We start from the raw sequence: 20,358 nt of genomic DNA, 5'->3' as shown, positions 1-20,358 counted from the left end.
AATAAGCGGTGAGCGCCCTGTGCCGTTTGGCATGGGGCGCTCGCTTCATGGAGGTGGTTATCATTTGAAGCAAACCACAAAAACAGGCCGTCTCGCCGTCTGCCTGTTCCTGTACATTCCGGTGGTCTGGGCCGCGTTGCTGATCGCTCAATCCCTGGGCGGAGGGCTGCCCGACATCGTGGCCAAGCTGACGGCGGCGCTGGAAAACCCTTTTGACGTTCACTGGACGCAATACAGCGGCCTGTCCATTCTGGCCTGTACGGGAGCGTATATCCTGGCCCTGCTCTACCGTTCCGCCAACCAGGGCCGGACGCGGGAGGGCGAGGAGCACGGCTCCGCCGCATGGGCCTCGCCCCGTGAGGTGAACGGGCAGTTTTCTCAAAAGGAAAACAAGCTCCTCACCCGCAACGTCCGCCTGGGGCTGGATACCCACAAGCACCGCCGCTCCCTCAACGTGCTGGTCATCGGCGGCTCCGGCGCCGGTAAATCCCGGTCGTATGTTAAGCCGAACATTTTGGAAGCCAACACAAACTATGTTGTCACGGACCCTAAATCGGAGGTTTTACTGGCCACAGGCGGCTGGCTGAAGGAAAAAGGTTATGATATCCGGGTGCTAAATCTTGTGAACCTGGAGGAGAGCGACGGCTACAATCCCTTCCGCTATATCCGGGACGAGAAAGACGCCCTGCGGCTGGTGAATAATCTCATCCAGGCTACCACGCCCAAGGGTACCAACAGCAGTGACCCGTTCTGGGAGAAGTCTGAAACAGCTCTGCTGCAAGCCATCATCCTCATGCTGTTTCAAGAGGCCCCGGAGTACGAGCAGAACTTCTCCATGGTGATGCGGGTGCTGGAATACGCCGAGGTCCGGGAGGAGGACGAGGAGTATGTCTCGCCGCTGGACCTGCTCTTCCAGGCCATCGAGCGGGAGAAGCCGGACAGCGTCGCCGTGCGGCAGTATAAAGTCTTTAAGCTCGCCGCCGGCAAGACGGCGAAAAGCATCTTAGTGTCCACAGCCGTCCGGCTGGCTCCCTTCAATCTGCCGCAGATCCAGGCCATTACAAATCACGACGACATGGATCTGTATACGCTGGGAGAAAAGAAGTGCGCACTCTACGCCGTCATACCGGACAACGACCAGACCTTCAATTTTTTGGTGAGCCTGCTCTACGCCCAGGCGTTCCAGGCCCTCTACTACAGCGCCGACCAGATCCACCACGGGGCCTTGCCCTGCCACGTCCATTTTGTATTGGATGAGTTCGCCGCCATGCCCCTGCCGGGCTTCACCAGAGAGCTTGCCACCATGCGTTCCCGCAACATTTCCGCAAGCACCATTATACAGAATATGGCACAGATCAAAGAGTTGTATAAGGACTCGTGGGAAACAATTCCGGGCAATTCGGACACGATTTTATACCTTGGCGGCAACGAATCCAGCACCCATAAGTACATTTCCGAGGCCCTTGGAAAGTCAACAATCGACACCCGGACCCATGGTCAGACCAAAGGCCGCTCCGGCTCGTACTCCACCAATTTTCAACAGAGCGGCCGCGAACTTTTGACCCCGGACGAAGTGCGGATGCTGAACAACCGTTACGCCATTTTATTCATCCGGGGCGCGAAGCCGGTCCTGGACCTGAAGTATGAGCTGACCCAGCACCCCGCCATCCGCCACACCGTCGACGGCGGCGGGCCGCCCTACATCCACCATCAGAAGAAACCCGAAACCTGGCTCTCAGGCAAACCGCTGTTTGTCCTGGGGGCCGAATCTTTTGAAAACGAAAAGGAGACTGCAATCTATGAAGAAACCGAAGAACACCCTGACGAGAGAGCAGACGAGGATTGAGCGCCGGGCCAAGCGGCTGTACGCCCTGGCCGCCTGCCTGCTGCTGGCCATGGCCGCCATGATCGTCCCCGCCTTTGCTGCCGACGATCCCCTGGCCGTGGTACAAAACCTGTCCGACTTCAGTGCGCCCGTAAGCGGCAGATAATTCCAAAATCTGTTGTGCGGGTTTATGTAGGATTCCGCCTTTGGCAAGGCGGCGGTGTAAAAGTATACCCGGCGCAAAAGCGCCACACTGTCATCACCCAATTTATCCTGATGGGAAACCTGACGGGGAGTGTAGCATATTGGGAACGTCGTAAGTTGGGAAAGTCATCTACCCACGACTGAACGGCAAGATGAAATGTTGTGAATGAGGGTGAAAGCTAAACTGCTTGATGGGCAGTCCGAGGGGGCATAGGACAAGCCAGCAGCGAAGGATGGTTGAAAAGCTGCGCGCCGCGGCAACAGGTATGATGAAGTGACCTGTCGCATTATACTCGTGGCGACCAACCGCAATAAGCGGAAAAGGACGAAAACCCCACTCCGACATCACAACGAGCTATATCCAGTAAACCTAAACGGGGATTGCCTAAACCGGAACGCCATAAAAGGCTATGGCTGTAGAGTCTGAAAATCCGGCATGGCAACGGAGCCGCCGTAGTAGTCCGAGCAAGGGAAAGCTTTGCACATGGCGAAGGGCGGCAGGAAATCACCCAATACAAATTGAGGAAAGGTGCGTGAGGCATTATGAGAAGTCCCATAAATGTATTGGAAAGTCTAAAATCCAAAGCGTGCAATCGCGATTATCGCTATGAACGGTTATACCGCAACCTGTACAACCCGGAATTTTACCTGCTTGCTTACCAGAACATCTATGCAAAGGAAGGCAATCTCACAGCGGGGACAGACGGGTTGACAATCGATGGAATGAGTACCAAACGAATTGACACGTTAATAGCGTCACTGAAAGATTTCAGCTACAAACCGCACCCTGCCCGCAGAACTTATATCGACAAACAGGGCAATCCGCAAAAAAAGCGTCCCCTGGGTATTCCCTCTTTCAACGACAAACTGTTGCAGGAAGTTATCCGAATGATATTGGAAAGTATTTACGAGGGTACTTTCTCCACCCATTCCCACGGATTCCGACCGCACAGGAGTTGCCACACGGCACTTCTGGAGGTCAAGAAGAGATTTACAGGGGTGAAATGGTTCGTTGAGGGCGACATCAAAGGCTGCTTTGACAATGTTGACCACCATGTTCTTGTTGATATTCTCCGCAGAAGAATCAAAGATGAGCACTTTATCGGCCTGATTTGGAAATTCCTGAAAGCCGGATATATGGAGGACTGGGTTTACCACAATACCTATTCCGGCACCCCACAGGGGTCTATTATCAGTCCAATCCTTGCGAACATCTACCTGAACGAATTGGACATTTTCATGGATGAATATGCCAGACGTTTTAGCACAGGGAAATGCCGCAGACGCAGTAAGGCTTATCAGAGTAAATTAGGACATTTTCTATATCTCAAACAGCGGAAATACAGCAAGGATAAGTGGGACAGACTGACGGATGAACAGAAAATGATAGCTAGAGAGGAAATGAAACAAGCCCGCAAGCAGATGATGAGCCTGGAGTGCGGCGACCCGATGGATGAATCTTATCGCCGGGTCGTGTACGTTCGCTATGCGGATGATTTCCTGATTGGCGTGATTGGTTCCAAGCAGGAAGCAGAAACCTTAAAGCATGATGTGGGTGTATTTCTGAAAAACACCCTACACCTCGACCTGTCGGAGGAAAAAACGCTGATAACCCATTCAAAGGACAAGGCGCATTTTCTCAGCTATGAGATTTTCTCCTGCAAAACAGTCACGCCCAAAAAGGACGTAAGAGGATTCACCCGCCGCTCCAAGAGTGGGCGAATCATGCTTTATGTTCCAAAGGAAAAATGGGTAAGGCGGCTGATGTCGTACGGCGCACTCAAAATCCACTATGACGCACACAACGGAAACAAAGAAGTTTGGGAACCCATCCACAGAAATCACCTGATACACCTCGATGACCTTGAAATCCTGAAGCAATACAACGCCGAGATTCGTGGCCTGTACAATTATTATAAGATTGCCAACAATGTCTCGGTGCTGAACAATTTCAACTATGTGATGAAGTTCAGTATGTTCAAGACATTTGGCGCAAAATACAAGGCGCATATTGGGGAAATCAGAGATAAGTACCGTATTGGTAAGGATTTCGGCGTCAAGTACCAGACAAAAAAGGGATGGACAACATTGTTGTTCTACAACCAGGGATTCTGCCATGTGGAGACACCCGCAACTGGTAACATTGATTCCATGCCAAACCAATATTTCCGTACAAGTGCCAACAGTCTTATCACGAGGCTGAAAGCCAAAAAGTGCGAATGGTGCGGTGCAGAAGATGTGGATTTGGAGATTCATCACGTTAGAAAACTCAAAAATTTGAAGGGCAAGGCTGCATGGGAACGTGCCATGATTGGACGTAAGAGGAAAACAATGGCATTGTGCGTATCTTGTCACGACCTGTTGCACGCAGGAAAATTAGACTGATTTCTGGAGAGCCGTATACGCAGAGATGTGTAAGTGCGGTTCGGAGGGGAGCGTTTGGAAACCTACCGCAGCAATGCGGCAAGGCGCTGGGTGCTTACCCTACTCTTCTCCCTCATCCGCGCCGTGGGCCTGATCCTGCTGGGCTACGGCATCCTCCAGGTGGGCCTGTCCTTCCAGTCCCACGACCCCTCCCAGCGTTCCAACGGCATCCTCACCATCGCAGGCGGCATCGTTATAACTTTTACAAAGGAAATTCTCACCCTTATCACCGGATAAGGGCGAAAAGGTGATTCCATGACCTATGAAAACTTTTTCAACCGTATCAAGGAATTGGCCCCCGGCTGTAAGCCGGAGGCCATCCCCCGCTGGCGGGATTTCGCGGTGGAGTGTGTAGAATCGGAGCAGTTCGTCCGGTTTCAGCAGACGGAAGATAAAGCTGCGGCTGTGGAGCGGTGGCTGGACGTTCTCTCCTCCGGCCTCCAGGCTGTGGGGGATGAGTGCGGGCCGGAGACTACGGCGGCTGTGGTTGACCTGAGCTTGGAGCCCTGCTGTCTTTACCCCGGCGAGATGATGCAGGCGGCGCTCTGCCTGGAACATGGCGGCGACGCAAAAGAGATATCCCGGAAAATCGAAAATGGGGAGATCGACTGCACCGACCTCTTTTCGCCTATATCCCGGAGGGAGGCCGAGGGCCGCCGGGCCGTCCGAGATCGTTTGAGCACTCCGAAAAAGAGCGGACAGCAGAAGAAAGGCGGGGAGCGGTAATGGGCAGCGGCAACTGGATCGTGGACAATCTCAACTCCGCCCTGGGGACCTGGAGCGAAAAGCTGGCGGAGATTTGGACCCTTCTCTCCACCAGCCCGGAAAATTTCAAGGGCGGCGGGGTTTGGACGGTAATCCTTAATATCAACGAAGGACTCAAGGCCATCGGTTACGCCCTCCTGGTCATTTTCTTTGTAATGGGCGTGGTCAAGACCTGTGGCAGTTTTACGGAATTAAAGAAACCCGAGCAAGTCCTCAAATGCTTTGTCCGGTTCGCCTTGGCCGAAGCTGCCGTGTCTCACGGCATGGAGCTGATGACGGCGCTGTTCACCGTGGGCCAGGGAATGGTCACCACCATCATGGACGCCTCGGGCCTGACAGCGCTGTCCACCGCGGCCCTGCCGGACGAGATGGTTGCCATTATAGAGGATGTGGGCTTTCTGGAGAGCATCCCCCTGTGGGCCATCACCCTGCTAGGGTCCCTGTTCATTTGGGTGCTTTCTCTGGTGATGATTTTGACCGTCTATTCCCGTTTTTTCAAGCTCTACATGGCGACCGCTATCGCCCCCGTACCCCTTGCCAGCTTCGCGGGACAGCCCTCCAGCAGCATCGGCATAGCGTTTTTGAAAAGCTACGCCGCCATATGCATGGAAGGCTGTGTGATCGTGCTGGCCTGTGTGATTTTCTCGGCGTTCGCCTCCGCCCCGCCCGCGCTGTCGGATACCAGCCTCGCGGCGGCCACCATCGTGTGGAACTATGTGGGCGAGATAACCTTTAATATGCTTGTACTGGTGGGGGCCATCAAAATGAGCGACCGGCTCATCCGGGAATTGATGGGGCTGGGATAATCACCAAAGGCCCTCCGTGCTGACGACGGATTTCCCCGCCGCTCTGGCCTGACGGACCCGGCTGGCCAGGGCCTTCGACATGGCCCGGTCCACAAGGATATCTTCTAAAATTCCAAACGCTTTCCGCGCCAAAGTTACTGCCCAGGACAGCGCCGCCAGCCCGGCCAGGGCGAAAAAGATGCCGTCCGCCAGGGCGGTGTTGGCCCGATACCAGCCGTGGAACACCGTGAGCATCAGTGCGCCGTACAGCAGCGGGATGCCCAGGCGGAGCCTTACCGCCAGACGGAGCAAAAGCGGGAACAGCATAAGCCCAATTCCCAATACCATAATCGCCATATCGCAAGCCCTCCTTTGTTGGTTTGCGACATCTTACCATAAGCGGGCAGACCTTGCAACGGTCTGTCCGCCGATTCATTTCAGGAGGATAGAATGAAACGGTTCTATGTTTTCAAAGACGGAACGCAGGTGGGCAGCACCGCCTCAAAGGAACAGGCGATCCGAATGATCCGTCTGTACCAGGAGCAGGAAACGCATCCGTTTTTGAAGGCGGAATTCAGCGTCATCGCGGGAGAGGAGGAATTTATTTCCTACCCCTCCCGGCGGAAGCCGCCCGCGAAAAAGCGGAGCGCGGAACGATAAAGGAGAGAAATAAATGGATATCAAATCAGCGCCTTTTCACAGCCCCTTTGGAGAACGCGAGCTCACAGTAACCGTATGCTCCTACGCGCAAAATGGCCGGCTGGCGGTCAGCCTGCTCTGCAAGGAGGACGATTTTTGGGAGCCGTATGCGTTCCTGACAGTCAATCTGCCCAGGGAGCCGCTCCAGGCGAACGAAGCCTTCATTAAGGACTTTGACGAAAACACGGGGCTTTTAGACTTTGTTCTGAAAAATCAGCTTGGGACGCTCTGCCCGGATAGAGGCTACTCCGGGCGGTGCGCTTATCCGAAAATTGCGTTTGACATGGAGAAACTGCGGGAGTTTGACCCGGAGGGCGTGGAAAAGTATTTGCGGAAAGTACAGCAGAAAAAACGATCCCCAAAGGGAAAGGAGAGATAAATCATAGAAGTTCGTATCAACAAAGAAGTCCGGGACTACCAGGAAAGCCTGTTCTTCGGCCTGTCCCTGCGGCAGTTCCTGTTCGCCCTGCTGGCCGTCGTGGTGGCCGTGGCTGTGTACTTCGGCCTGCGGAATGTCGTTGGAACAGGAGAAATCGGCTGGATCTGCGTCCTGGCTGCGTTCCCCTTCGCCCTCGGCGGCTTTTTTACCTACAACGGCATGACCCTGGAACGCTTCGTTCTGGCGTTCATCCGCTCGGAATTTCTCTACCCGAAGAAGCTGGTATTCCGGGCGGAAAATCTCTACGCAAAAGCCCTGGACCATTCTACGATCAAGGAGGCCCTAAAGATTGATTAAAACTCTTCAAAATACGCTGAAACAGGATAAGGAGGGCTTTGTCCTCCCCAAATCCGTGCAGGACGCCATCCCCATCCGCCGCCTCTGGCCGGATGGGATTTTTCAGTTCGGGAGCAAGTTCTCCAAGACCATCCGCTTCTCGGACATCAACTATGCCATCGCATCCAAAGAGGACAAAACCTCCATGTTCCTGGGCTATTCCGAGCTGCTGAACGCCCTGGACACCGGCTCCACCACCAAGATCACCATCAACAACAAGCGGCTGAACCGGGAGAACTTTGAGCAGGAGATTCTCCTGCCCCGCCGTGACGATTATCTGGACGGCTACCGAGCCGAGTACAATTCCATGCTCATGGATAAAGTCACTGACAGTTCCAACAGCGTGGTCCAGGAGCGGTATGTCACCCTCTCCGTCCACCGGAAGAACATCGAGGAGGCGCGCGCCTTCTTCGACCGGGTGACGGCGGACGTCACCACCCGCCTCAGCCACATGGACGCCCACAGCGAGGAGCTGGACGCTGTGGAACGCCTGCGGGTCCTCCATGACTTCTACCGCACCGGCGAGGAAACGGACTACCGCCTGGACCTCCGGGACCTGACGCGGAAGGGCCATTCCTTCAAGGACGCCATCTGTCCCGACAGCCTGGAGTTCAAAAAAGACCACTTCATCATGGGAGATAAGTTCGGGCGGGTGCTGTTCCTCAAGGAGTTTGCCAGTTACATCAAGGACTCCATGATCAACGAGCTGACGGCCCTGAACCGGACCATGATGCTGTCCATCGACGTGATCCCCGTCCCCACCGACGAGGCAGTTCGGGAGATGCAGAGCCGCCTGCTGGGCGTGGAGACGAATGTCACCAACTGGCAGCGGCGGCAGAATAACAATAACAATTTCTCCGCCGTAGTGCCTTACGATCTGGAGCAGCAGCGGAAGGAAACGCGGGAGATGCTGGACGACCTGACCACCCGTGACCAGCGGATGATGTTCGCGGTGGTGACGCTGGTGCATCTGGCGGATACCAAGGAGGAGCTGGACAGCGACACGGAAACCCTCCAGTCCGCCGCCCGGAAGCACCTCTGCCAGCTCGGGACCCTAAACTGGCAGCAGGCGGACGGCCTGACCACCGCCCTCCCCCTGGGGCTTCGGCGGATCGACGCCCTGCGGACCCTGACCACGGAGGCGTTGGCGGTCCTTATGCCCTTCAAGGCCCAGGAGATCCGGGACCAGGGCGGCGTGTACTATGGGCAGAACGTCATCAGCAAAAACCTGATTATTGCCAACCGGAAAGAGCTTCTGAACGGAAACGGCTTTGTGCTGGGCGTCTCCGGCTCCGGCAAGTCCTTCACGGCGAAGGAGGAAATCGTGGACGTGGCCCTCTCCACGGAGGACGACATCATCGTCATAGACCCCGAGTCCGAATACGGGCCGCTCATCGAGGGCCTGGGCGGCGAGGTGGTCAATATCTCCGCTGCCTCCCGGAATCACATCAACGCAATGGATATGGAACAGGGCTACGGCGACGGGGAAAACCCGGTGGTGCTGAAGTCCGAGTTCCTGCTGTCCCTCTGCGAACAGCTGGTCGGCTCCGGGAAGCTCTCCGCAAAAGAAAAGTCCATCATCGACCGCTGTACCGCCAGTGTCTACCGGGAGTACATCCGCCGTGACTATCGGGGCAAAGTCCCGACGCTCCAGGACTTCCACGCCATGCTGCTCCAGCAGCCGGAGGACGAAGCCCGCGACGTGGCCCTGGCAATCGAGCTGTTTACCGAGGGCAGCCTCAATACCTTCGCCAAGCCCACCAACGTAGACACCAGCTCCCGGATTCTCTGCTACGACATCCGGGACCTGGGCAAGCAGCTCCTGCCCGTGGGAATGCTGGTGGTCTTGGACAGCGTGTTCAACCGCTGTCTCCGCAACCGGAAGTTGGGGAAGAACACCTGGATTTACATTGACGAAATCTATTTGCTGTTCCAGCATGAGTACAGCGCCAACTTCCTCTTCACCCTTTGGAAGCGGGTGCGGAAGTATGGCGCCTGCTGTACGGGCATTACCCAGAACCTGGACGATCTGCTCCAGTCCCACACCGCCCGGACCATGCTGGCCAACAGCGAATTTCTGGTCATGCTGAACCAAGCGGCGACGGACCGGGCGGAGCTGGCGCAGCTCTTGAACATTTCGGATAATCAGCTCTCCTACATCACCAATGTGGACTCCGGGCGGGGGCTGATCAAGTGCGGGAGCACTATTGTACCCTTTGTGAACAGCTTCCCGAAGAATACCCGGCTGTATAAATTGATGACCACGAAGTTGTCAGAAACCAAAAGCTAAGCAGCGCTATCAGAGATTTTCCCTGTTATGTGAGTGGCAGGGACACCAAATCATGTGGTCATCCACCATCCCCACCGCTTGCATAAAGGCGTAGATAATGGTAGAACCCACAAATTTGAACCCGCGGGCTTTCAAGTCTTTACTAATCCTGTCGGAGAGCGGCGTGGACGCCGGAATACCGGCCATGCTTTCGGGTGTGTTGATGATGGGAGTACCGTCGACATAGGCCCACACAAATCGGTCAAAGCTGCCGTACTCTTTTTGAATCTCCAAAAACGCTTTGGCATTGCCGATGGCGGCGCTGATTTTTGCCCGGTTTCGGATAATGCCTGTATTTGCCAAAAGTTCTTCGACTTTGGCGTCACCATACAGCGCAACCTTATGCGGATCAAAACCATCGAACGCAACCCGAAAGTTTTCCCGTTTTTTCAGTACGGTGATCCACGCCAATCCGGCCTGCATCCCCTCCAGAATCAGCATCTCAAACAGTTTATTGTCATCGTGAAGAGGCTTGCCCCATTCGTTGTCGTGGTAGTCCATATAGATCGGGTCAGGTCCGGCCCACTCGCATCTTCGAATCTGTTCCATGTTCGGCATCCTCCTTTTCCGACAGTTTACCACAAGATAATAAAAATGAAAAGTGGGGTGATAAATCATTCCAAAAGTGAAAGAAAAACGCGCGCTGGAAAAAAGGGCGAAAGAAAAAGTCCATGCCGCGCCGAAGGAACTCCTTCGTCGCGGCCTTTCAGATGGGACAGAGCGTCTCCGGGGCCAGTTCCGTGACGCCAGCCAACGAGGGCAACAGGACGGCTGCGGCGGCGATCAGATCGAGGACGCCGCCTGGAAGGGCGTCCACTGGGGAAGTCGCGGCGTGGAACTTCTGCTGAAAGGGAAAAAGAACGGCGGTAAGGCGGTGGGCACAGAATCTTCGCCTGATACGGATTTCCCGGAAGCGGAACCGCCGATTGAGGCCCCGCCGTCAACAGATGGCCGGGAGCGTGTGTGGGTCAAAACCAGAGAAGCGGCTCCCCGGCAGGCTGAAGGCCCGAGGCCCGCCAGCCGCCAGCGGTCCGCTCCGGGCCCTGTTCATTCTGATGCGTCCCCTCAGAGCAACGCAAAGCCGTTGAAAATCAAGACGCGGGAGGCTGTTCAGCAAACAGCGTTCTCCGGCGGCACAGACACCCTGCCGGTAGATTTGGAGCAGGCTGTCTCTGGCGGGCCGCCGCATATCAGGGCGGGAGCATCCCAGCCAGCGTCCCAGCTTGGGCGCCGCCCTGAACCGAAAACTACGCCGCCTGCCGGGCAGGGGACATCCCAACAGCCGCTGGACATTAAGACGAGGGATTCCTACATTCGCCGGCAGAGGACGGACGCTCACAATGCAGCGGAAAAACCCACCCAGGCAAGAGAACCGGGCCAAAGGATGGAACGGTCCTTTTTCCGTCAAAAGAGATCGGCTCCCGCCAAAGGTTCATCCCCGGCTTATGCCCAAGGTGAGAAGGAGTTCATCCAGGCCCAGGGCCGGAAGGAGGCTATGAAACGGTCAGGACTGCGGCGGTCCAGGCGCAAGGAAGCCCTTCGGCGGACTGATTGCGATACAAGCGCCAGTCCGCGGAGCGGCGGCATGGCAGAACCGCCTTTCCGCCAGCGCATAACACCTCCGCTCTCCGTCGGTCAAAATGGTTTTACACCGACTGACGGCGGACTTGGGAAAAACAGCGGTACAGTCATATCCAAAGGTGCCTCGAAGGGCAAAACCACGATTAAAGTGTCCAAAAACGGAATCCAGCCCACTCATCGAACTGCTCGGAAGGCTGTGAAAACAGCGGAGCGCTCCGCCAAAACGGCACAGACGGCTCAGGCATCGGCAAAGGCCCCACAGCGGGCCGTACAGGCCGCTCGTGCCACGGCAAAGGCCGGAGCGGCTACCGCCAAGGGCGTGGGCAAAGCTGCCGTGTCGGCCATAAGAAAGGCCGTCGCCGCCGCTCGGGAAATGGCTGCCGCCATCATGGCTGGGGGCTGGGTGGTGGCCGTGATCACGTTAATCATCTGTATCGTGGGCTTGCTGGTCACTTCTCCTTTCGGCCTGTTCTTCTCCGATCCCGGCAGCGGAATGACGATTCCGGAGGCCGTCGCCCAGCTTAACGGGGAACTCACTGCCCAGATCGAGCAAATCAAAACGGACAATCCTTATGATACGCTGGACATGGACGAAAGCGGAATCGCGGCCGTCACAGCCAACTGGCCGAATGTCCTGGCGGTCTACTCGGTGTGCGTTTCCAGCGGTGATGGCACCGGTGCTTCGATCCTTACCAGCGAAAATCTGGCTGTCCTTCGAGAAACTTTCTGGGATATGACCGAGATCACCTATGCCGCGGAAACGGTGGAGCATGAGGATGAGGACGATGAAATCATCCTGCATATTTCTGTCACTGTAAAAACCGCACAGCAAATTGCGGATGAATACGGCTTTACCGAGGAGCAAAAGGCTCTGTTGGAAGAAATTTTGAAGCCCGAGTATCAGGATCTGTTCCAGAACCTGATTGGCAGTAACCAGAGCATGACCCTCTCACCCCAGGAGGTGCGGGACATCCTCTCCCGCCTGCCGGACGATCTTAGCGAGGAGCGTCGTCAGGTGGTGCTGATGGCTTATCAGCTTCTTGGAAAGGTCAATTATTTCTGGGGCGGTAAAAGCCTTGTCTTAGGCTGGGACTCCCGCTGGGGGACTCCCAAGGAGGTCTGGGCCGCCGGAAGCCCTAGCACAGGGACCATCCGGCCCTACGGCCTGGACTGCTCTGGCTTCGTCGATTGGGTTTTCTACAATGTCAGCAGAGGGAGCTACATCATAGGCCACGGAGGCGGGGCCTCGGCACAGCACAGCTACTGCACCGGAATTACCTGGGAGGATGCGCAACCGGGCGATCTGGTCTTCTACCCCGGCGACAGCCATGTGGGCATTGTCTGCGGCTTCGACAGCGGAGGAAATGTCCAGATCATCCACTGTGCCAGCGGGTCCAACAATGTGGTGGTGACTGGAAAAATCGGCTTTGCGACCATTGCGCGGCCCAACTACTACTCATAACAAACCAGCCCCGGCGACTTTGGCCGCCGGGGCTTTGCACGCTTTTATGCACATTTTCATGGAATTCATCTATTTTTGACTGCTTATTTTGGGAGGTACTTCATGCCTTTGATTTTAGATTATTACTATGGAAACGAGTCTGAACAGTTCAGCTTTTACCGCATCCCCAAGGTCCTGTTTACAGATGATCATTACAAGACCATTTCTCTGGAGGCCAAGACCCTCTATGGTCTGATGCTGGATCGGATGAGCCTGTCCGCCCGAAGCGGCTGGCTGGACAGGGATGGGAAAGTATTCATCTACTTCACCCAGGACGATGTGCGGGAGTACCTCGGCTGCGGCCACAACAAGGCCACAGCCTTCATGCGGGAGCTGGAAGCTCTTGGCCTCATTGAGCGGAAGAAGCAGGGCCAGGGAAAGCCCGCGAAAATTTATGTCAAAAACTTTGTCACTCCCTCCGACGAAAGCCAGGACCAGGCAGTCAAGACCGCCTCTTTCGGGCAGTCTAAACAGCCCAAAGCGGGCGGCCAAGACTGCCCGAAAGGGGCGGCTAATAATACTGAGAAGAAAAAAACTGAGCGGAATGAGACTGATCAATCCTCCCCCTTACCCCTTCCGCCCAGCAGGAAGCGCTACCGGAAACGGAAGGACAGGATGGATGAGATGGATTCGGTTCGGGAGATCATCCGAGAGAACATTGACTACGAGGGCCTGGTCTGGGATTATCCCACAGACAGCGGCATTTTTGACGGCTATGTGGAGCTGATGGTCGAGACAGCCTGTTCCGCAAGGGAGACCATCCGCATCTGCGGGGAGGATATCCCAACCGCTGTTGTCCAAAACCGGTTCCTGAAATTAACGCGGGAGCATATCACCTATGTTCGAGACTGCCTGTGCAGTGCTGCCGCCGCCATTGGGAACATCAAAGCGTACACCCTGGCGGCTCTGTACAACGCGCCCGTGACCATGGGGCAGTATTACGCCGCGCTGGCCAGCCGGGACATAGCGGCGGGACACATATAGGACCGGATTTGGACTGCGAAAAATCAAAGAGAAAAAACGATGCGGTCAGTCAAACCCTCGGCGTTTCCCCACTCCTTTGCGCGGCGGCAGAAGGTCCTCCGGGACAGGCCCAGGCTTTTTGCCGCGTGCTCCCCAGACACCTCGCCGTTCCACCACTGCTGGGCCAGTGTCTCAAATTCCTCCGGCATGGGCAGGCGGTCCGGTCCAAAGCGAACGCCCCGCTCCTTTGCTTCCGCAATTCCCTCTGCCTGTCTTTGGCGGTTAAACTCCCGCTCCGTCTGCGCCACATAGCTGAGCAATTGCAGCACGATATCCGCCACCAGCACGCCGGTCAGATCCCGGCCCTGGCGGGTGTCCAGCAGCGGCATGTCTAAAACGACGATAGCGATCTCCCTGGACTTGGTCAGCCAGCGCCACTGCTCCAGGATTTCCTCATAGTTGCGGCCCAGCCGGTCAATGCTTTTGATCACCAGCACATCCCCGGCGTCCATTCGCATGACCAGGGCCTGATACAGCGGACGGCAAAAATCCTTGCCGGACAACTTTTCCACCACAACACGGTCCGCTTCCACGCCAAATTCCCGCATAGCCGTCAACTGGCGGTCCTCTTTCTGCTCTTTGGTCGATACCCGGACATAGCCGTACATGGTCCCTTTCATTCCACGCGCCTCCTCTCTAAAAGGGATTCATTCCATATTTTAGAACAGTTTGCCGACCCCTTAAACAAACAATGCCCAAATTTATCCAAATAAAAGCACCTGCCGGAGGTTCCGGCAGGTGCTTTTGATAACTTTTGGGCACATATAACGGGCAAGTTGCGTGCTTTTTGCCCACCCTCAAAAATATGTGAGCCTTAATACCTTTCACTATTTATTTCGGCGGGTTTCAGAAAAACTTAAGCGTTTTGCGGAACTTTTTTGAAACCCTCTAAAAAGCGACAGGAACCGGGCAAAAAGCACGCTTCCTGCCCACTCTCGGCAAAAGCCGACAGCGAAGATTCATCGCGCTTTTTCTTTTCGGTTTTTCCGCGGATAGGCACGGTTTTGACAAGGAGGGGATGGAATGGCCGCCAAACGATCCAAAAGCGAAACACTGCGGTACACCACCCTCAAGGTCCGCCTCTACCCCAGCGCCGAACAGGCGGCGCTGTTTGAAAAGACCTTCGGCTGCTGCCGCTATATCTGGAATCAGATGCTGGCGGACCAACAGCGGTTTTACATTGAAACCGACAAGTTTTTTATCCCCACCCCTGCCAAGTACAAGGCCGGAGCGCCCTTCTTGAAGGAGGTCGACAATCAGGCGCTGATTCAGGAGCACAACAAGCTGGGTCAGGCGTTCCGTGTGTTTTTCAAAAGCCCGGAGAATTTTGGCTATCCCAAGTTCAAGCGCAAAAAAGACGACCGGGACTCCTTCACAGTCTGCAACCATGTGATGGGAAACAGCGAGACGGTTTATACCACGAGGGACGGCCTCCGCATGACCAAGGCCGGGATCGTCCGGGCGAAGTTCCCCCGCCGCCCGCAAGGCTGGTGGAAGCTCAAGCGCGTCACCGTGGACAGGACCCGTTCGGGCAAGTATTACGGCTACATCCTCTACGAATGCCCGGAGAAAAAACCGGAAGTGGTCGTTCCCACGCCGGAAACGACCGTGGGCCTGAAATACTCCATGGCGCGTTTCTATGTGGCGGACACCGGCGAGACGGCGGACCCGCCCCACTGGCTGAAGCAGTCCCAGGAAAAGCTGGCCAGGATTCAGCAGCGGCTGAACCGGATGCGGCCCGGCTCTAAAAATTATCAGGAAACCGTCCAGAAGTACCGCCTCCTCCACGAGCATATCGCCAACCAGCGGCGCGACTTCATCCACAAGGAATCCCGGCGGATAGCCAACGCCTGGGACGCCGTGTGCGTGAGGGGCGACGACATGGAGCAGATTAGCCGGATCACGAACCGGGGGAACGCGCTGGAAGCCGGATTCGGAATGTTCCGGGAGTGCCTTCGCTACAAGCTGGCACGGCAGGGGAAGGAGCTTCTTGTGGTGGACCGCTACTTCCCATCCACCCGGACCTGTTCCGCCTGCGGCCGCGTCATGCCGGAGGAAATTTCCATGAAGCGCCGGACCTGGACCTGCCCGCAATGCGGCGCGGTCCTGAAACGGGAGGCAAATGCCGCCAGGAACATCAAGGACCAGGGGCTGGCCCAATATTTCAGTACGCGGGAGCGGCGCGAAAGCGCGTGAAGCTCTTTGTATTGTCTCAGCTATACCGGTCGGAACGCCGGAGAAGGCCCATGCTTGCGGGAAACGTTGAGCGAAGCACAATTGAAAAAGTTGCGTTTCGTTCAGCGTTTCCATAACCAGGATGTTGGGAAACGAGAAGATGTGTTCGCACATCCAAAGCCCTGCGGGGCGTTCCAAACATTATGACGATGAAAGATCGTCGATGCCGTGAAGCGCGGCTTGAAGGGCGGACGGAAGGATGATCGTGCCGCCAGACAAAAAAGGAGGAATCCTCATGCTTTGCTTAAACCTAACGCCGGGAGAGTACATGACCATCGGCGACAGCGTAGTCGTGCAGCTGGACCGCATTTCGGGAGACCGCTGCAAGCTGATGATCGACGCGCCCCGTGAGATCCCCGTCCTGCGGGGCGAGGTCCTGGAGCGGACCGGAGGGGAACGTCCCTCCTGCGTGGTGGAAGGCCCCCGCTGGCACAGGCGGGAGATCCCCTGGAACCGGAGCAAAGCCCAAGCCCTCGCCGCCATGCGGATGCTGTTATCTGAGATGGACGGCAGGGACAGCAATGTCCAGGCCCTGCGGAGGCAGCTGGACCACATGTTCCCGCCGGAGCCGGGCAGGGAAAAAACGGAACTCCCTGCCAGGGCTTCCAACAATTAACATACAGGCGGCCCGAAGGAACGGGCCAGCGGCGAAAGGAGACTGCCATGCTATCCCTCTATCTCAAGGACGGGGAGTACCTGACCATAGGCGACGAGATCGTCGTTCAGGTGTTCACGAACTCCACGATCCGCCTTTCCGTAAAGGCGCCAAAAGACATGACCATCCTCCGGGGCGAGGTCCTGGAGCGCAACGGCGATGAGCCCCCGGACTGCCTTCTCGACCCCAAAGCCAAAAAGAAGAAGGCAAAGCCGCCCCGGCAGACCGGGGAACAGACCCAGCGATAAAAATTGGTTTCATTCGGCCCGCAAACCGGTAACGCGGGCTGGTTGAAATATAGCACCGTACCCGAGATCCTCGCTCCAAAGGCCACGGGGCTTGGATCGGACGGCGTGCCCTCCACTGTGTGGGAGCAGGGAAAATTAGCGAAAGCACAGTGGAACGTAAACTCTAAATTTATTTTGGAAAGGAATCTGAATCATGAGAATCCAACACAACATCCTCGCCATGAACGCGTACCGGAATTACAACACCAATACCAGTGCGCTGGCGAAAAACCTGGAGAAGCTCTCCTCCGGCTATAAGATCAACCGGGCGGGCGACGACGCCGCGGGCCTTGCCATTTCCGAGAAGATGCGGGCTCAGATCACCGGCCTGAACGCCGCCCAGAAGAACGTCAAGGACGGCATCTCCCTGGTGAAGACCGCCGAGGGCGCCATGCAGGAGATCCAGGACATGCTCAACCGCATGGAGTATCTGGCCACCCAGTCCGCCAACGGCACCTATGACAATACCGTGGACCGCACTAACCTCCAGAAGGAGGTCGACGCCCTGAAGAGCGAAATCAACCGTATCGCCGATTCCGCCAACTTCAACGGCATCAACCTGCTGGACGGCAAGACCGCCAAGGCCACCAGCATCAGCGCCCTGGGCGCTATGGACAAGGACTCCATGATCGACGGCACCGACCCCACCGCCGGCGGCAAGGCGCAGGTCACCGTCAACATGGGCGGCGCGGCCGGAACGAATCCCTCGCTCACCGGGATCACGGCGTCCACGGACCCGGCGGAGACCTTTGACGGTCAGGCTCCCAGCGCCGCTACGGCGGACGTCCTGGTGTTCACGACCAATGGTAACGATACAGCTTTCGGCGGATTTACCTTCTCTACCGCCAAAACGGTTACTGACCTTGAAAACGCTCTCGGTGGAAAGTATACTATTTCGGTTAATGATGGCGCTAAAACCGGTACTGCTAATTTCGCGGCCGACGACGTCATTAAACTGACCGCCAAGAAACCGGGCGCTTCCGGTATTGCCGCGTCCGATGTCACCAACGCCAAGGGCCAGGTAGACTTTACCGCCGGTATCAATGAGGGCGACGGCACCGCCGCGACCAACGCAACGTATACCTTCGAGCTGGACGTGAACCAGCTGGAAGGCGGCCAGAAAATCTCCCTGGGCGGCAAAGAGCTGCTAATTTCCAATACGGATGGTGCCACCACCGCAGCGGGAAAGTTTGAAATCAGAAACCTTGATCCGACCGATGCCGGCGGAACGTTGGCCAGCGACCTCGAGACCGCTCTGGGCGTCTTTAATACTGACTTTACCGCCAAGGTTACGTATGACAAAGGCACCGGCAAAGCATCCGTCACTCTGACCGCCAAAAACCGGGGCGCGGCTGGCAACAAGGGCGAACTGGAAGTCAGCACCGCGGCTGGAAAGACCCCCGTCGGCAACATCGTTCACACCGTTGGCCAGGACGCGCAGGCGGGCACCGCCGGAAAGAAGGCCCAGGCGACCTTCAAGAGCGCGGACCTCGCGCTCGACAACCTCCAGAAGGTCGGCACGAAGTTCAAGTTTGGCGGCACCACGTATGAGGTGGTGGCCGACACCGCGACAAACCTCACGGCGAACCAGATCAAGACGAGCGACCTGAGCGCTGACAAGGTCAAGGAGCTCCTCGCAAAGGAAATCGGCGAGGTCGACCACAAGACCAACGTCAGTTACACCGACGACGGTGTGATCACCCTCACCGGCACGGATGCCGCGGCTAATACCCTGGACGCGCTGAAAGGCAAGACGATTGAGGTCGCGAACGCCCCCGCCGCGGGCACCAAGGCGGGCAATGCCGCCACTGGCTGGAACGGCCTGGAGATCGAGGTCGGCAAGACGACGCTCCAGGAGCTGAAGGATCACGAGATCACCCTGGACAACGGCGATACGGTCAAGCTGGGCGAACTCTTCGATATCAAGGCCACCAACGCGACCGCCGCCATCTCTGCCGACAGCGTTATCACCTTCGAGGCCAAGCAGACCGGCAAGCTGTCCGACAAGGTAATGAACGCCATTACCTATGACAAAAACGCCGCCTCCGAGGTCCGGGACGGCTGGGACGAGGGCCAGACCGGCGCGGGCAACAACACCCACTATGAGCTGGAGATCAACACCTCCAGCGACAAGCTGGCGGGCGGCGCGTCCTTCTCCTTCGGCACGGGCAGCAACATCAAGACTTTTGACATCAGCTATGACGGCGTACTGACCGGCAACGGCTCCATTGGCACCGGCAAGGATGAAGTGGGCGCCGGTCGCGTCAAGATCGACCTGTCCTCCAGCATGACCGACAACCAGAAGGCCGAGGCCATCAAGAAGGCTGTGTCTGACGCCATGGGCGGCTTCAATGTGAAGACCACCGTCAGCGGCGGCAGCATCAAGCTGGAGGCGGACGCCAAGACCGCCACCCCCGACACCAACTATGGCGGCGTGCGCTTCAGCAGCGCGGGCGGCGCGTTCAGCGGCGGCGTGTACAGGGCTTACAACGCTTTCGACGGCGGCACCGAGGGCACCTATGCCCAGGTTGGCTACGAGTTCGACCCCTCCAAGCTGAAGGCCGGCGACAAGGTGACCATCGGCGGAACCACCATCACCGTGGGCGAGAAGGACTCCACCGTGAAGAACGACGACGGCACGGTCAGCATTACCATTGCCGAGAGCAAGGCTCAGGACGCCGACGAGCTGATCTCCGCCTTCGAGTCCGCCGGATTCCAGTCCGGCCAGCTGGAGATCGCCGACGGCAAGCTGACCATCACCGGCCAGAAGACCGGCCAGACCGCCGAGGACCTGGCGAAGGCCATGGGCGTTGAGGTGACCTCCTCCCGCGTGCTGACCACGGGCGGCCTGACCTTCCAGATCGGAGCCACCGCGGATTCCTTCAACCAGATGACCGTGTCCATCGGCGACATGCACACCAAGGCCATGGGCATCGACGGCCTGGACATCAGCCTGCAAGACGGAGCGAAGAACGCCATCCAGACCATCAAGGACGCGATCAACTATGTGTCCTCCGTCCGCGGCGACCTGGGCGCCACCCAGAACCGCCTGGAGCACACCGCCAACAACCTGAGCGTCATGGCGGAGAACATCCAGGACGCCGAGTCCACCATCCGGGACACCGACGTGGCCGAGGAGATGATGGCCTACACGAAGAACAACATCCTGATCCAGTCCGCCCAGGCCATGCTGGCCCAGGCCAACGCGGTTCCCCAGGGCGTGCTGCAGCTGCTCGGTTAATCTGGGCGGGAATTTACAGACCGCATAAT

19 protein-coding genes are annotated in these 20,358 nt (G+C 56.9%); 16 read left to right on the top strand and 3 right to left on the bottom strand.

From position 1 onward, the window contains the following. The first annotated feature begins 64 nt into the window (after positions 1-64). The 6 genes from C816_RS06730 (at position 65) to C816_RS06705 (ending at position 6,024) form a co-directional block, all read left to right on the top strand. Positions 65-1,846 carry a VirD4-like conjugal transfer protein, CD1115 family gene (locus C816_RS06730; protein ID WP_016321640.1) on the top strand — a complete coding sequence of 594 codons (1,782 nt, stop codon included), beginning with the start codon at positions 65-67 and terminating at the stop codon, positions 1,844-1,846. Further along, positions 1,800-1,991 carry a hypothetical protein gene (locus C816_RS06725; protein WP_016321639.1) on the top strand — a complete coding sequence of 64 codons (192 nt, stop codon included), beginning with the start codon at positions 1,800-1,802 and terminating at the stop codon, positions 1,989-1,991. The genes C816_RS06730 and C816_RS06725 overlap by 47 nt, the downstream gene beginning before the upstream one ends. 581 nt (positions 1,992-2,572) lie before the next feature. Next, the gene (locus C816_RS06720; protein ID WP_016321638.1) at positions 2,573-4,414 is read left to right on the top strand and encodes a reverse transcriptase/maturase family protein; all 1,842 of its coding nucleotides are present in this window, start codon (positions 2,573-2,575) and stop codon (positions 4,412-4,414) included. Between the two features lie 54 nt (positions 4,415-4,468). Beyond that, positions 4,469-4,690: a hypothetical protein gene (locus C816_RS06715; RefSeq protein WP_016321637.1), complete on the top strand. Its 222-nt coding sequence runs from the start codon at positions 4,469-4,471 to the stop codon at positions 4,688-4,690. 18 nt (positions 4,691-4,708) lie between these two features. Beyond that, on the top strand, positions 4,709-5,179 hold the full coding sequence (locus C816_RS06710) for a hypothetical protein (RefSeq protein ID WP_016321636.1): 471 nt from the start codon (positions 4,709-4,711) through the stop codon (positions 5,177-5,179). Then, entirely contained in the window at positions 5,179-6,024 is an 846-nt protein-coding gene (locus C816_RS06705) for a VirB6/TrbL-like conjugal transfer protein, CD1112 family (protein ID WP_016321635.1), read from the top strand. The genes C816_RS06710 and C816_RS06705 overlap by 1 nt, the downstream gene beginning before the upstream one ends. On the opposite strand, the gene C816_RS06700 is transcribed toward C816_RS06705, so the two are convergent. Continuing rightward, the gene (locus tag C816_RS06700; RefSeq protein ID WP_016321634.1) at positions 6,025-6,360 is read right to left on the bottom strand and encodes a hypothetical protein; all 336 of its coding nucleotides are present in this window, start codon (positions 6,358-6,360) and stop codon (positions 6,025-6,027) included. Between the two features lie 93 nt (positions 6,361-6,453). On the opposite strand from C816_RS06700, the gene C816_RS06695 reads away from it, so the two are divergent. The 4 genes from C816_RS06695 to C816_RS06680 are packed head-to-tail and all read left to right on the top strand — an operon-like array spanning position 6,454 to position 9,767. Beyond that, positions 6,454-6,663: a hypothetical protein gene (locus C816_RS06695; RefSeq protein WP_016321633.1), complete on the top strand. Its 210-nt coding sequence runs from the start codon at positions 6,454-6,456 to the stop codon at positions 6,661-6,663. A 13-nt stretch (positions 6,664-6,676) separates the two neighbouring features. After that, positions 6,677-7,081 (top strand): DUF4313 domain-containing protein, encoded by a 405-nt coding sequence (locus tag C816_RS06690; RefSeq protein WP_016321632.1) that lies wholly within the window; start codon positions 6,677-6,679, stop codon positions 7,079-7,081. Between the two features lie 3 nt (positions 7,082-7,084). Then, a complete protein-coding gene (locus tag C816_RS06685) occupies positions 7,085-7,438 on the top strand; it encodes a PrgI family protein (protein WP_040655070.1) in 354 nt (117 codons plus the stop codon). Next, complete coding sequence (locus C816_RS06680) at positions 7,431-9,767, top strand: VirB4-like conjugal transfer ATPase, CD1110 family (protein ID WP_016321630.1); 2,337 nt, start codon at positions 7,431-7,433, stop codon at positions 9,765-9,767. Before C816_RS06685 ends, C816_RS06680 begins: the two co-directional genes overlap by 8 nt. A gap of 9 nt (positions 9,768-9,776) precedes the next feature. Here C816_RS06680 and C816_RS06675 read toward each other — a convergent pair whose 3' ends face one another. Continuing rightward, complete coding sequence (locus C816_RS06675; protein ID WP_016321629.1) at positions 9,777-10,355, bottom strand: DNA-3-methyladenine glycosylase I; 579 nt, start codon at positions 10,353-10,355, stop codon at positions 9,777-9,779. 1,228 nt (positions 10,356-11,583) lie between these two features. Between C816_RS06675 and C816_RS22525 the strand changes: the two genes are divergently transcribed. Both C816_RS22525 and C816_RS06665 read left to right on the top strand, forming a co-directional pair. Beyond that, positions 11,584-12,849, top strand: a complete 1,266-nt coding sequence (locus tag C816_RS22525; RefSeq protein WP_016321628.1) for a C40 family peptidase — start codon at positions 11,584-11,586, stop codon at positions 12,847-12,849. A gap of 102 nt (positions 12,850-12,951) precedes the next feature. Continuing rightward, positions 12,952-13,872, top strand: a complete 921-nt coding sequence (locus C816_RS06665; protein WP_016321627.1) for a DUF6017 domain-containing protein — start codon at positions 12,952-12,954, stop codon at positions 13,870-13,872. A gap of 23 nt (positions 13,873-13,895) precedes the next feature. Here C816_RS06665 and C816_RS06660 read toward each other — a convergent pair whose 3' ends face one another. Continuing rightward, a complete protein-coding gene (locus tag C816_RS06660) occupies positions 13,896-14,531 on the bottom strand; it encodes a recombinase family protein (RefSeq protein ID WP_016321626.1) in 636 nt (211 codons plus the stop codon). A 403-nt stretch (positions 14,532-14,934) separates the two neighbouring features. Between C816_RS06660 and C816_RS06655 the strand changes: the two genes are divergently transcribed. From C816_RS06655 to C816_RS25570, 4 genes are all read left to right on the top strand, one after another. Beyond that, positions 14,935-16,107, top strand: coding sequence for an RNA-guided endonuclease InsQ/TnpB family protein (locus C816_RS06655; protein ID WP_016321625.1), 1,173 nt, complete (start codon positions 14,935-14,937; stop codon positions 16,105-16,107). A 274-nt stretch (positions 16,108-16,381) separates the two neighbouring features. Then, on the top strand, positions 16,382-16,762 hold the full coding sequence (locus C816_RS06650) for a carbon storage regulator (protein ID WP_016321624.1): 381 nt from the start codon (positions 16,382-16,384) through the stop codon (positions 16,760-16,762). A 47-nt stretch (positions 16,763-16,809) separates the two neighbouring features. Beyond that, positions 16,810-17,049 (top strand): carbon storage regulator, encoded by a 240-nt coding sequence (locus tag C816_RS06645; RefSeq protein ID WP_016321623.1) that lies wholly within the window; start codon positions 16,810-16,812, stop codon positions 17,047-17,049. A gap of 193 nt (positions 17,050-17,242) precedes the next feature. Next, positions 17,243-20,329 carry a flagellin N-terminal helical domain-containing protein gene (locus C816_RS25570; protein ID WP_016321622.1) on the top strand — a complete coding sequence of 1,029 codons (3,087 nt, stop codon included), beginning with the start codon at positions 17,243-17,245 and terminating at the stop codon, positions 20,327-20,329. Positions 20,330-20,358: the final 29 nt, after the last annotated feature.

Origin of the sequence: Oscillibacter sp. 1-3 (assembly GCF_000403435.2) — a bacterium.
GTDB lineage: Bacteria > Bacillota > Clostridia > Oscillospirales > Oscillospiraceae > Oscillibacter.
Note: the sequence above shows the minus strand (reverse complement) of the source record. Positions and strands in the feature narration are given on the sequence as shown.